Raw genomic sequence first — 13759 nt, 5'->3', positions numbered from 1 at the left:
CATCAATACAGCATAATTACATGCTTTATATTAAGTTTATGTTTGTATTGATATATTTACGTGGTGTTCACCTATACATAATATTTTAAGCTCGCTTTCTAATACTCGCTATCCCTCTAATAATCTTATTCTCTAGTCGCTAAGAGAATAATGTGATAAGTTAGCATAAGTTTTTCGTATAAGATATATCAATACAAAACTTATTGTTATTGAGTTAAATAGTTCATATGATAGTTAGTATATATAGGGTGTTATATATACTTGATAAACATCAGCTTGCTAATGACGGACTTGAATCATAAACATTAAATCGACAAGGAATGTGGATATGTTTAATGCTATCACTAACGCTAGCGTACAACTGGTCAATCGGTATCTACCGTCCCCATTCGTATTCTCAATTATATTAACGCTTATTGCTTTTGCGGTTGGACTTGCTGTTACCGGTCAGAGTATGATTGCTATGGCTGGACATTGGGGTAATGGGTTATGGTCGCTACATAGTTTCGCTATGCAAATGGCGCTCATACTAGTGACAGGCTACGCATTCGCTAGTGCACCTTTTATACAGCGTCTACTGGATAATATTGCCAGCCGTATTCATTCTCCTTCGACCGCTATCATAGTATCGACCTTAGTGGGTTTGGTGGGTTCATGGATAAACTGGGGGTTTGGTCTTATTATTGGCGCTATTTTTGCTAAATCGCTTGCCAAAAAAGTCGCTAACGTCGATTATCCTTTATTGGTAGCCGCAGCCTATTCAGGGTTTGTTATCTGGCATGGGGGCTTTTCAGGATCGATACCGCTAACATTAAGCTCAGGCGGTGATACTTTACTCACGCTATCGGGTAATGTCATGACCGAAGCGGTGCCTTTATCACAGACGATATTTGCTGGTTATAATTTACTTATTGTCTGCTTGCTGGTCGTAATTTTGCCTCTTCTAAATCGTTTTATGCACCCCAAAAACCCTACGGTTATCGACCCCAAGCTCATTAAAAAAGAAGCTTATGTGTCGCCTCGCCGAGATACTCCAGCACAAATATTGGATGACAGCCGTATAGTCGCTATAGTTTTGCTAGCGTTGGCTTTGATGTACTATATCAGTGAATTTAGTAGTAATGGTTTTAATTTAGGGCTCAATATAGTTATTGGGCTATTTTTGTTTGTCGGGTTGTTATCGCATGGCACGCTTGAGCGTTATTATCGTGCAGTAAACTCAGGTATAGGCGGCATCACTGGTATTGTATTGTTGTTTCCGTTTTATGGCGGCATCATGGGTATCATGACCGGAGCAAACGCTAATGGCATCTCTATTAGTACACAAGTTACCGAATTTTTTGTCAATTCTGCCTCAGCAGACAGCTTTCCCATCTTTGCATTTCTAAGCGCAGGCTTGGTTAACGTTTTTGTACCATCAGGCGGCGGTCAGTTTGCTGTACAAGGGCCTGTTATGATACCTGCTGGCGTTGAGCTTGGTGTTAATCCAGCAGTGACAGCGATGGCGGTAGCTTGGGGCGATGCATGGACCAATATGATTCAGCCATTTTGGGCATTACCATTATTGGGTATTGCAGGCTTAGATGCTCGAGCTATTATGGGTTATTGCTTAATAGTGCTTGCCGTATCAGGGGCAATTATTATGGGTGTATTTTGGTTGGTGGTATAGTTAGTAGTATAACTGGAATAACATATCAGCATGTACAAAATGTAAAGACTAGCAAAAGTAATAGAATCAGTTAAAAGTAATAATAGAACGGATGCGTAATGAGTATAAATCAACGAACAGATAATTATAGGAGTCAACCATGAGTCAATCAAAGGTATATAGTAGTGCAGAAGAAGCGTTAAAAGGTATTGTCAGTGACGGCCAAACTCTTGCTATTGGCGGTTTTGGTCTATGCGGCATTCCTGAGGCATTGATCGAAGCATTGCGTGATAGCGGCGTTAAAGATTTAACCTGTATCAGTAACAACGCAGGTGTTGATGACTTTGGCTTAGGATTGCTACTACAAACTCGTCAAATCAAAAAAATGATCTCATCTTATGTGGGCGAAAACAAAGAGTTTGAGCGTCAGTACTTAGCAGGCGAATTAGAGGTTGAGCTGACCCCGCAAGGTACCTTGGCTGAAAAGCTACGGTCGGGCGGCGCGGGTATTCCTGCGTTCTATACTGCTACTGGTGTCGGTACACTTGTCGCAGAAGGTAAAGAGACGCGTGATTTTGATGGTCGCACCTATGTGCTTGAGCATACATTGCGTGCTGATGTGGCGCTAATTAAAGCGCAAAAAGCAGATAAGTCAGGCAACTTAATGTTCAACAAAACTGCCCGTAACTTCAATCCAGACTGTGCAATGGCTGGCAAAATTACCATCGTCGAAGTAGAAGAAATCGTAGAGACTGGCACGTTTGATCCTGATGAAGTGCATCTACCTGGTATCTTTGTGCAGCGTATTGTGTTGAATAATAGTCCTGAAAAACGTATTGAGAAAACGACAACTAAAGCAGTTGAAAGCGCTTAGATGTTGCTTGGACGCTGAATTAGGTTAAGCACTTATTTAGATAAATAAATGAAATAGCTGTTTAAAATATTTTTTAGGATTGGTATAAAAATAAGGAAAATATCATGGCATGGACAAGAGAGCAGATGGCACAGCGTGCCGCAAAAGAATTACAAGATGGTTATTATGTGAACTTAGGAATAGGGCTACCAACCTTAGTGGCCAATTATATCCCTGAGGGTATGGATGTTTGGCTACAGTCAGAAAACGGCCTACTAGGTATTGGCGAGTTTCCCACAGAAGAAAATGTCGATGCTGACTTGATTAATGCGGGTAAACAAACAGTAACCGCAGAGCCGGGTGCCAGTTATTTTGGCAGTTCAGAATCATTTGCCATGATTCGCGGCGGTCATGTCAATCTGGCAATATTGGGCGCGATGGAAGTGTCAGAGCAGGGTGATCTTGCCAACTGGATGATTCCCAAAAAAATGGTCAAAGGTATGGGCGGTGCCATGGATTTGGTTGCTGGCGTGCAGCGTGTGATTGTACTGATGGAACAAGTAAATAAACACGGGGATCCAAAAATCCTTGCCAATTGCGAATTGCCATTAACAGGCAAAGGAGTAGTAGATCGTATTATTACCGAGCTTGCAGTATTAGATGTCACTGATAATGGCTTAAAGCTGGTTGAGCTTGCAGACGGTGTGAGCTTTGATGAGCTGCAAGAAAAAACGCCTGTGAGTATTGCTCAGTAATTATGGTGCATAAATATATCTAGCACAGGCATTCAAAAAGCTATTTAATAAAGGAATACAAAATATGGCGACCGAATTACAGCAAGATTTGACAGGAAAGGTAGCATTAGTCACAGGCTCTGCAAGTGGTATCGGACGTGATATCGCTGAGACTTACGCTAAAGCAGGGGCAGCAGTTGGTATTGCAGATATCAATCTTGAAGCGGCGCAGCAAACGGTTGATGCCATAGAATCAGCTGGCGGACGTGCTCTTGCAATTGCTATGGATGTCACCTCAGAAGATGCCGTAAATGATGGCGTACAACAGTTAGTCGATACCTTTGGTGGTATAGATATTCTCGTCTCTAACGCAGGTATCCAGATCATTGATCCAATTAGTAAAATGGCGTTTGATGACTGGAGAAAAATGCTGGCTATCCATTTGGACGGGGCGTTCTTGACTACCAAAGCTGCCGTACAACATATGTATAAAGAAGACAAAGGTGGTACGGTCATTTATATGGGTTCAGTACACTCGCACGAAGCTTCACTTTATAAAGCACCTTATGTTACCGCTAAGCACGGTCTGCTTGGGCTGTGCCGTGTATTGGCAAAAGAGGGCGCAGCTCATAACGTGCGCTCGCACGTAGTATGTCCAGGGTTTGTGAAAACGCCGTTGGTTGAAAAACAAATCCCTGAGCAAGCGGCTGAAAAAGGTATCAGCGAAGAGGAAGTCGTTAACGATATTATGTTAGTCAATACTGTCGATAAAGAGTTTACCACTGTCGAGGATATTGCTCAGTTAGCGCTATTTTTAGCAGCGTTCCCAAGTAACGTATTTACAGGGCAGTCTATCGTTGCCAGTCATGGCTGGTTTATGAACTGATCTTCTGAATAAATACATTTATCTTTATATTGCTTTAAACAGAACAAAAAGCCTTGTCACTTTATCTTGATGGCTCTATAAGGCTATTAAGATAGGGTTATTAAGGCTTTTTTCTATTAATATCATAGTGATAATATAAGCTGATCATTCACAGGGATAGTTAAGCAAGTCATATTTTAATCTTTAGTTCAAATTTATAGTTGACATTCAGTGCATATCACTCTATAAATAATATTCAATTATAACCAACAGCCCATCGTTGTCACTTTGCTTTTAATGTGTGACAGCAACGTCATGGCGCTGCTCCAGTACCAATTCAGCATCTAACTCTTTACCGATAACCTGTGTAATATCGCAACCTATTGTATATCCTCATCTATTACACATAGCTCTACTGGCAACACTATCCGTATCAAATGAGCGAGCGTATCTTCTAGCGCTAGCGGTTATCTATTTTATATCGACTAGCTATAATATTGATTATCAATATCTATGCTCGTTTTTCTGAGTTGATACCATTATTACCTATCAAAAAACATTCTATAAGTACGATCAAGAACCAGCGTTAATAACAAAAATTTTCTACAATTCGTTATCTCCTCTTCCTAATAACAGCATTCAAATGGCTGTTGTTTATTCAAGACCACGCAATACGAGACACTTCATAATGCGTGTTAACCCTAAGTAATAGGGTCAGAACGCTACAAAAACTGTGCAACGGAACTGCGCATAGCTTATCACTGAGCCACAAAAACAGTGAGTGCGTGCTTAGTTAAAGGCTTGCTACAACCGTAGCGTTTTGCCATTACTATTATACCCACCCATAATAAGGACAAACTATGGTGACCCAAGTACAACAAGATTTGACAGGCAAGGTAGCCTTAATCACTGGTGCAGCTGCTGGTATTGGGCGTGATATTGCTGAGACTTATGCAAAAGCTGGTGCCCTGATCGGCGTCGCTGATATTAATCTTGAAGGCGCTCAAGAAACAGTCGATATGATTACCAAAGCTGGCGGTAAAGCGCTGGCAATCAATATGGATGTCAGATCTGAGGATGCTGTCAACAGTGGTACCAAACAGCTTGTCGATACCTTTGGTGGTATTGATATTTTGGTCTCAAACGCAGGTATTCAGCTTATTAATCCGATTAATAAAATGAGTTTCGACAACTGGAAAAACCTGTTAGCTATCCATCTAGATGGTGGTTTTTTAACCACTAAAGCGGCTGTAGAATACATGTACAAAGATAATAAAGGTGGCACGATTATCTATATCGGTTCAATTCATGCTCATGATGCGTCACTTTTTAAAGCACCTTACATTACTGCAAAGCACGGATTACTAGGCTTGTGCCGCGCTATTGCCAAAGAAGGTGCCCCGCATAATGTACGCTCGCATATGATTTCTCCAGGCTTTGTCAGAACGGCAATGGTTAATGAGCAAATACCACTACAGGCTACTGCAAAAGGTATCAGTGAAGAGGCTGTGATCAACGATATCTTACTTGCGAATACGCTCAATAAAGAGTTTACGACTATCGAAGATGTGTCGCAAACGGCACTGTTTTTGGCCGCTTTTCCAACCAATGTATTTACCGGTCAGTCTATCAATGCCAGTCATGGTTGGTGCATGAGATAAGTTTTTACTCCCATCATTTATAAAAATATTTATAAATAAGAAAATAATTTTTAGATTACCACAAAGCCAGTACTATTGGCATTGTGGTTTTTTTGTTTATCCAAAACCAGTTTATTTATATCCATACGAATTTGAATTGACTATCGCTTGCTAATAAAAAATCAATCCATTAACATCTTGTCTTCTATTGACTTGAGCCAATGATGTTGACTCTTTTTTATTATTGTTTGCTGCACCGCTTAAAGGTTGCTCGGAGTAAGAATAATGAATAACAAAGATGTTGTAGAGACCTTAGCAAAGACATTAAGCTGTGCTACTGAACAGCACGAATTTGAGCAGTCAGTCAATCAATTACAAGACTTGCGCCCCATCGATATTGCTGATGTGCTCGCACTTATGGAGTCTAAACTTGCTTGGCAATTATTAGAACGCCTATCTAATCGCTCCACCATTTTTTCTTATTTAGAGCCTGATGTTCAAGTTGCTATGGCGCATGAGTTTCCTCGGAATATCATGGCAATATTGGTAGGGGAGATGCCTGCTGATGAACGCACTGACTTATATAAACATTTAAACCAAGATCAGCGTGATGCTTTACTTCCAGCACTGGCACAGGCGCAGCGCGAAGACATTCGTAAACTGTCCGCTTATGAAGAGCGCACGGCTGGTGCTTTGATGACATCAGACTATGCTACTTTGAGTGCTCAGATGACGGTTGCCGAAGCTTTGCATGCTCTACGTTTGGAAGCGCCTGATGCTGAGACCATCTACCACACCTACGTAATTGACGACGAACGTAGGTTAATGGGGGTAGTGTCATTACGAGTATTGATTTTAGCGTCGCCTAATCAGGCTATTGCAGACATGATGATGAGTACTGTGGTGTCCTGTCATGTCGATGACGATCAAGAAGTGGTGGCTAAAACCATTGCGCGATATGACTTGATTGCCCTGCCAATCATCGATAATAGTGGTGCCTTGGTAGGCATTGTCACTCATGATGATGCAATGGACGTTGCAAGTGATGAAGCCACTGATGACTTTCACAAGTCAGGCGGCATCTCAACCATGGTAGGCAAGCTCAAAGATGTTAGCATTCGGGTGCTATATCGTAAGCGCGTGTTTTGGTTGGTGTTTTTAGTATTTGGGAACTTACTATCAGGATTAAGCATCTCAAATTTTGAAGAGGTCATTGCAGCCAATCTGGTATTGGTGTTTTTCTTGCCACTATTAGTGGATAGTGGTGGTAATGCTGGGTCGCAGTCTGCGACCTTAATGGTGCGCGCTCTAGCGACTGGGGATGTGGTCATGCGAGACTGGTTTTCATTACTGGCCCGAGAAGCTCTGGTCGCGCTCATGCTTGGTGCTACGATGGCAGTGGCTATCTCTATTATCGGTTACATACGCGGTGATGCTGTGGTATCACTAGTGCTTGCGCTTAGTATGATGTCCGTGGTTATGATCGGCTGTGTGATTGGTATGAGCCTGCCTTTTGTGCTCAATAAACTAGGGTTTGACCCTGCTACTGCGAGTGCACCTTTAATTACCTCAGTGTGTGACGCCTCAGGTGTGCTGATCTACCTCTTTATTGCTTCACAATTTTTGTCCATTTAACAAGGTAAATATAGATACTACAATCGTCGACACCAGTATTTAAGTTAAAAGACAGAAAAAACAGATTGTACAGGGCCTTGTACGATTAGCGTTGTGGTTTTTTTATCCTTGTAATTGAGCTACACTGTCACGATAAAAGGTTTGGCTAAAAAGCTCATGGACTATATGGTTTTTCATATTTATAGCATTGTTAACTGAGCTCTTTTACCATGTCCACCCACTTTTATAGGCAGTAATAGTAGCTATGTTTAACTTTATAAAAAAAATAACGTCAGAAAAACCTGAGACTCCTAAGCAACAGGCAGAACGTGATAGTGCAGTAGATAAAGTACTACTGGGCTATGAAGTAGGTACTGTTAGCATTGCTACCATGATAACAGGACTTGAGCGCAGCGGTAACCAGTTAACCTTAGACTTACGGTTGCCACAAGACAGTGATCCTGAAACCATTCAGCAAGAGCTTGGACAACTGCTGCATCCGCATGGTATCCAAACGATCCATATGAATGTGCGCCTGTCTGCACCAGTAAAAGGTGACGGAACAAGCTTACCGAAACAGATGCCAAAGACGACCGATGCAATGGCTAAGCAAGATAAGTCAAGCGTACAGTCACATACAGACAGCGAACCACCCATAACGAAAGCGGCGCCAACTCAAGCCTCACTAGCAGCACATCCGCGTATTCGACATATTATCGTAGTAGCGTCAGGCAAAGGCGGCGTCGGTAAATCAACCACCACCGTTAATATTGCTTTGGCTTTAAAAGAGCTTGGCAACCGTGTTGGTGTGCTTGATGCTGATATTTATGGGCCTAGTATGCCAACGATGCTGGGCGTCGCTGATGTAAAACCGCAACTAGAAAATGAGCAGTTTGTTCCTGTTGACGCGCATGGCCTAGCGATGCTATCTATAGGTAGCTTGCTTGATAGTGATAATACGCCTGTCGCTTGGCGCGGACCAAAAGCCACGGGTGCGCTCATGCAGCTATATAACCAAACTAACTGGCCACAGCTAGACTATTTGGTCATTGATATGCCGCCAGGTACGGGTGATATCCAGCTGACGCTTGCACAGCGTATTCCGGTGACTGGCGCAGTGATTGTGACGACGCCGCAGCATATTGCCTTACTTGACGCGCAAAAAGGTGTTGAGATGTTCAACAAAACCAGTATTCCAGTACTTGGTGTGGTTGAAAATATGGCATTGCATACGTGTAGCAACTGTCATCATACCGAAGCCATCTTTGGTATTGGAGGCGGTGAGCTTATCGCTGAGCAATATCACGTGCCGCTATTAGGTCAGCTGCCACTCGCCAGCGGTATTCGTGCGCAAGTGGACAAAGGTGAGCCAAGCGTTTTAGCTAATGATGAGTTCGCATCCTACTATCTGAACATTGCTAAGAACATTGAAGCCAATATTAGTAAGTTTGCTAAACCTGTCGATGATAAGCGTATCTTTTAACCGACAATTAACTTAAGTAGGTTTCAAAAAGCCAGCTTAAGCAATTTTGTGATTACTCTATAAATTGATCTATCAATTCCGTATAATCGTCGCTATTAAAAATTTTGAGGAATAACAATGTCTATCAAGTCTGACCGCTGGATTCGTAAAATGGCTGAAGTACATGGCATGATCGAGCCATATGAGGCGGGTCAAGTACGCTTTAATGATGCAGGTGAGCGTCTGGTTAGCTACGGTACTTCAAGCTATGGTTATGACGTGCGCTGTGCACCTGAATTTAAGGTCTTTACTAACGTCCATTCGGTGGTCGTTGACCCTAAAAATTTCGATGAAAAAAGCTTTATCGACATTGTTGGTGATGAGTGTATTATTCCGCCAAATTCTTTTGCATTAGCACGTACGATGGAATATTTTCGTATTCCACGTGATGTATTGACTATTTGTCTTGGTAAATCGACTTATGCACGCTGCGGTATTATCGTCAACGTGACGCCGCTTGAGCCTGAGTGGGAAGGGCACGTCACTTTAGAGTTTAGTAATACTACCAATTTACCTGCACGTATCTATGCGGGTGAAGGTGTGGCACAAATGCTGTTTTTCCAAAGTGATGCGGATGATGTTTGCGAAACCAGCTATAAAGATCGTGGCGGCAAGTATCAGGGTCAACGCGGTGTGACGTTACCAAGAACTTGACTACAAGTGTAAAACTTTACATAAGCAATAAAAAAGCTGAACGTATCAAATGCGTCCAGCTTTTTTGCATCTTGCCATTTACTATTTTAAAACTTTCAAACCTGCTTTGTTATCGCGTTTCGGCTTAGACTCGGTAGTAGTACTCTTGTTGGAAGCAGCTACAGAATCCTCTTCAGGGTTATAGTTTTCATATTCGCTTGGGTCAAAAAACATACCTTGTGAGTTTTCTTTAGCATAAATACCCATGACTGCAGGAAGTGGTACCCAAATCTCTTGTGATACTCCGCCAAAGCGTGCACTGAAGTGAATATAGTCATTTTCCATACTCATATTACCCGTAGCACGGCTAGCGATATTGAGCACAATACGACCGTCTTGCACGTGCTCAGTTGGTATTTTCACGTTTTTGGCAGTGGCATCGACCATTAAATATGGTGTCAGGGCGTTGTCCTCTATCCATTGATATAGCGCACGCACCATATAGGGACGAGTTGGGGTAATAGACGTGGTTTCGCTCATCTGATGATTTCCTATATTTTGTGGTCTTTAATTAATAAAGGTATTTTATATAGCTTGTAGCTAACGGATAAGGATAAGCTTACTTAGCTTATACTGGGTCAGTTGCTATTTTAGGACAGCTGCATAGAGTTGTCTAATTAGTGAATGCTTTTTTGAAAGCTATTACGCTCAAAGAGGCGCGTTTGATAGTCTACCAAAGGACGACTAATCGCACGTGGTAGCTCGATACCCATTTCATCAAGTCGCCATAATAAGGGCGCTAATAGTACATCACACCAGCCAAATTCATCTGACATAAAGTATGATTTATGAGCGAATAATGGCGATAGGGTAATCAACGAATCAGCCAGTTGCTTTTTAGCTAAGGCTGCTTGCGTTTTATTAAAGCTATCTGGATGCCTAAGCAGTCGTTTACCGAGTACCAACCAATCATGTTGAATACGCCATGCCAACTGGCGAAACTGTGCACGCTCTTGTGGCGTATCAGGTAAAAGCTTATTTGCGTGATAACGTTCTTCTAAATACTCAAAAATAACGTTAATCTCGTAAAGTGCAATCTCACGCTGCTGTAATACAGGCAATGTATGATAAGGGTTTAATTCAGTGAGATCTTCAGGACGCTCTGAATGTAGACGTGACAAATAATAATCAAGCTTTTTCTCTTCAAGCAATAGGCGTACCACATGACTGTCGTAGCCATCATCAGCATATAAAATCAGCTGACTACTTGGAATGTCGTTCGCATCAATCATGAAAGCCTAATGTTAATAGTTGAGGTTGTAATCGTAAACAAAGTTACCCTGTTTATCAAGGTAGCGTGCGTAAACATTATATACTGCTAGAGTTTATGTGGTCACAGCAAGTCTATTTTATTTTTAAGATAGATTTTATTGAACTTTAAAACAATGCAAAAAAGGCACTACCTAAGTAGTGCCTAGTTTATACTGAATTTCTACATCTTTAACGTCTACTTATTTTATTATTTTACGTCTTTCCAAAACTCTTTATTAAGCAAGTAAACTGGAATGAGTAGTACCAATAAGAATAAGATGACAAAAAAACCAATTACTTGGCGGTCATGACGGGCAGGTTCAGCCATCCATGCCATAAAATTCACCAAGTCACCGACTTCAGATTCGAATTCTTCAGCACTTAACTCTTCTTGCATATTATGCAATACATGAGGCATGGCCGCATTTGCCAGTACTAAGTTGTTAGCCCCCCAAGGACGGCTAGGATCTTCATAAAACGATAGTAAGTATGTATAAACCCAATCATCACCACGCAGTCTAGTTTCAAGCGTTAAATCTGGTGGTGCAGCACCAAACCATGACGCTTGAATCTCAGGATCAATTTCAGCATTGATATGATCACCGATTTGATCAGTGGTTACCATCAAGTACTTTTCTACAAGCTCAGGCGGTATTTCAAGATCTTTAGCAATACGCGAATGACGGACGTACTGTGCAGAATGACACCCTGCACAGTAGTTCATAAATATTTTTGCACCGTTTTGTAGCGAGCCCTTATTGGTAAAATCAATAGGCGCTGTACTACAGGCTAAGTGTTCTTCAACGCCTTCGGCATTGACAAAAGTCCCGCATCCGCCGCCGCCTGCTGCCAGTGCCGTACCAGCAGTCAAGGTCAATGCCGCGCCTAAGCCTAAACCTGTTAAGGATTTTGTTAGCGTGTTCATTAGTGACCTCCGGTAACACGTTCTGGTGGCTGTTTACACTTCTCGATAGCAGTGTAAATCGGCATCAACAAGAAAAACAAGAAATACAAGATTGTAAAGACACGGGCCATGATAGTTGCAGTTGGTGTCGCAGGCGTAGCACCTAAATAACCCAGTACAATGAAGCTAATAGCAAACACAGTTAATGCAATCTTAGACAAGATACCTTTATAACGTATAGAGCGTACTGGTGATCTATCAAGCCATGGTATTAAGAATAGCACGGCAATTGCGCCACCCATTGCAATAACACCGCCAAGTTTATTTGGAACAGCACGTAAGATTGCATAAAAGGGCGTGTAATACCATACAGGTGCAATATGTTCAGGTGTTTTTAGTGAATTCGCTGTTTCAAAGTTTGGTGGCTCTAGGAAGAAACCGCCGCCTTCTGGGAAGAAGAACACTACAGCAAAGAAACAGATAAAGAAGACAACAATACCGATCATGTCATGCACGGTGTAATAAGGATGGAACTCAATACCATCTAATGGTACACCATTTTTATCTTTAAGCTTTTTAATATCGATACCGTCTGGGTTGTTTGAACCCACATGATGTAAGGCAACGATATGCATAAAGACTAATCCCACAAGTACTAGAGGAATAGCAACGACGTGTAGCGCAAAGAAACGGTTTAACGTGATACCTGAGATAATATAATCACCACGAACCCATTCAGCAAGGCCATCACCAATCACAGGAAGCGCGGCAGGAAGGTTTAAGATAACCTGTGCACCCCAAAATGACATGTTGCCCCAAGGCAGTAGGTAACCAAAGAAACCTTCAGCCATCAATGCCAAATAAATCCCCATCCCGATCAGCCAAATAAGCTCACGAGGCTTTTGGTATGAACCATAAAGCAAGGCACGGAACATATGCAAGTAGACTACAACGAAGAAGGCTGAAGCACCAGTCGAATGCATATAGCGAATAAGCCAACCGCCTTTCACATCACGCATGATATATTCAACAGACGCAAACGCGCCCTCAGCACTTGGGTTGTACATCATCGTAAGCCAAATACCAGTCACCAATTGGTTGACCAATACCACCATCGACAATACGCCAAAAAAGTACCAAAAGTTAAAATTCTTTGGCGCATAGTACTTTGACATATGGTATTCATAGGTTTCGGTCGCAGGAAAGCGTGCGTCCACCCAATGCATTAACTTTTTACCCATACTCATGTTAAGCCTCCCCAACCGTCAAGATAGTACCATCCATACTATATTCTGGGATGGGTAAGTTAAGCGGTGCCGGAACGCCACTATAGACACGACCCGCTAGGTCGTATTTAGAACCGTGACAAGGACAGAAAAACCCACCATACCAGTCATTGCCACCTAAGTCGGCTGCACCAACGTCAGGACGATAGTTCGGTGCACAGCCCAAATGCGTACAAACGCCTTCTACCACCAGTATACCCGGTTCAAGAGAGCGAGTAGGATTGACACAGTATTCAGGTTGTAGCGATGCACTAGAATCAGGGTCAGATAACAGCGGTTTTACTGATTCAAGCGTACCTATCATGTCTTCAGTACGCTTAACCACAAAGATAGGTTTGCCACGATATTTGACGACGATCATTTGTCCATCTTCGACAGAACTGATGTCTTGAGTAACTGCCGCTCCGGCAGCTTCTGCTTTAGCACTTGGGGTCCAAGAACGAACAAAAGGTGTTGCTACAGCAGCTACCCCAGCTGCACCAATTGCGGCAGTCGAGGCAATAAGAACTCTACGACGTTGTACATTAACGCCTTCGGCTTGGCTCATTAATACTTCCTCCAGGTGAATGAAATGGGATTATCCCACACTGGGTTTGTGACTTAGAAATTTACAATACAAATATATAAGCCACGTTAGCTGTGCCTAATTTTGCTAATTGTTGCTATTCTAAGCTATTTTGGTCATAAAATAAATTAATGTGTCAAAAATAAAACGACTCTGACAGCACATTGTTTATAGCTATAGTCTT

At 42.1% G+C, this 13759-nt stretch carries 13 protein-coding genes; 8 read left to right on the top strand and 5 right to left on the bottom strand.

The features are described 5' to 3' along the window. Positions 1–328: 328 nt before the first annotated feature. The 8 genes from Q0890_RS01560 to dcd all read left to right on the top strand — a co-directional run bounded on the left by Q0890_RS01560 (position 329) and on the right by dcd (position 9530). Entirely contained in the window at positions 329–1669 is a 1341-nt protein-coding gene (locus Q0890_RS01560; protein ID WP_299216606.1) for a TIGR00366 family protein, read from the top strand. A 139-nt stretch (positions 1670–1808) separates the two neighbouring features. Beyond that, positions 1809–2522 (top strand): CoA transferase subunit A, encoded by a 714-nt coding sequence (locus tag Q0890_RS01555; RefSeq protein ID WP_299216603.1) that lies wholly within the window; start codon positions 1809–1811, stop codon positions 2520–2522. Positions 2523–2626: 104 nt separating this feature from the next. Then, positions 2627–3256, top strand: a complete 630-nt coding sequence (locus Q0890_RS01550; RefSeq protein WP_299216600.1) for a CoA transferase subunit B — start codon at positions 2627–2629, stop codon at positions 3254–3256. Between the two features lie 64 nt (positions 3257–3320). Further along, on the top strand, positions 3321–4121 hold the full coding sequence (locus Q0890_RS01545; RefSeq protein ID WP_299216597.1) for a 3-hydroxybutyrate dehydrogenase: 801 nt from the start codon (positions 3321–3323) through the stop codon (positions 4119–4121). Between the two features lie 839 nt (positions 4122–4960). Beyond that, positions 4961–5761: a 3-hydroxybutyrate dehydrogenase gene (locus Q0890_RS01540; protein ID WP_299216594.1), complete on the top strand. Its 801-nt coding sequence runs from the start codon at positions 4961–4963 to the stop codon at positions 5759–5761. Between the two features lie 264 nt (positions 5762–6025). Then, positions 6026–7375 carry a magnesium transporter gene (gene mgtE, locus Q0890_RS01535; RefSeq protein WP_299216591.1) on the top strand — a complete coding sequence of 450 codons (1350 nt, stop codon included), beginning with the start codon at positions 6026–6028 and terminating at the stop codon, positions 7373–7375. A 244-nt stretch (positions 7376–7619) separates the two neighbouring features. Next, complete coding sequence (gene apbC, locus Q0890_RS01530; RefSeq protein WP_299216588.1) at positions 7620–8837, top strand: iron-sulfur cluster carrier protein ApbC; 1218 nt, start codon at positions 7620–7622, stop codon at positions 8835–8837. A 117-nt stretch (positions 8838–8954) separates the two neighbouring features. Continuing rightward, positions 8955–9530 carry a dCTP deaminase gene (dcd, locus tag Q0890_RS01525; protein WP_299216585.1) on the top strand — a complete coding sequence of 192 codons (576 nt, stop codon included), beginning with the start codon at positions 8955–8957 and terminating at the stop codon, positions 9528–9530. 81 nt (positions 9531–9611) lie between these two features. Here dcd and Q0890_RS01520 read toward each other — a convergent pair whose 3' ends face one another. From Q0890_RS01520 to petA, 5 genes are all read right to left on the bottom strand, one after another. After that, positions 9612–10049: a ClpXP protease specificity-enhancing factor gene (locus tag Q0890_RS01520; RefSeq protein ID WP_299216582.1), complete on the bottom strand. Its 438-nt coding sequence runs from the start codon at positions 10047–10049 to the stop codon at positions 9612–9614. 137 nt (positions 10050–10186) lie between these two features. After that, a complete protein-coding gene (locus Q0890_RS01515; RefSeq protein ID WP_299216579.1) occupies positions 10187–10801 on the bottom strand; it encodes a glutathione S-transferase N-terminal domain-containing protein in 615 nt (204 codons plus the stop codon). A 227-nt stretch (positions 10802–11028) separates the two neighbouring features. Next, the gene (locus tag Q0890_RS01510; protein WP_299216576.1) at positions 11029–11745 is read right to left on the bottom strand and encodes a cytochrome c1; all 717 of its coding nucleotides are present in this window, start codon (positions 11743–11745) and stop codon (positions 11029–11031) included. Beyond that, positions 11745–12950: a cytochrome bc complex cytochrome b subunit gene (locus Q0890_RS01505; RefSeq protein ID WP_299217979.1), complete on the bottom strand. Its 1206-nt coding sequence runs from the start codon at positions 12948–12950 to the stop codon at positions 11745–11747. Before Q0890_RS01505 ends, Q0890_RS01510 begins: the two co-directional genes overlap by 1 nt. Before the next feature lie 22 nt (positions 12951–12972). After that, positions 12973–13557 (bottom strand): ubiquinol-cytochrome c reductase iron-sulfur subunit, encoded by a 585-nt coding sequence (gene petA / locus Q0890_RS01500; protein WP_299216574.1) that lies wholly within the window; start codon positions 13555–13557, stop codon positions 12973–12975. Positions 13558–13759 lie beyond the last annotated feature (202 nt).

The sequence above is a fragment of the uncultured Psychrobacter sp. genome (assembly GCF_947488565.1).
In the GTDB taxonomy this organism is placed as follows: Bacteria; Pseudomonadota; Gammaproteobacteria; order Pseudomonadales; family Moraxellaceae; genus Psychrobacter; species Psychrobacter saeujeotis.
This window is presented reverse-complemented; position numbering and strand designations above follow the sequence as displayed.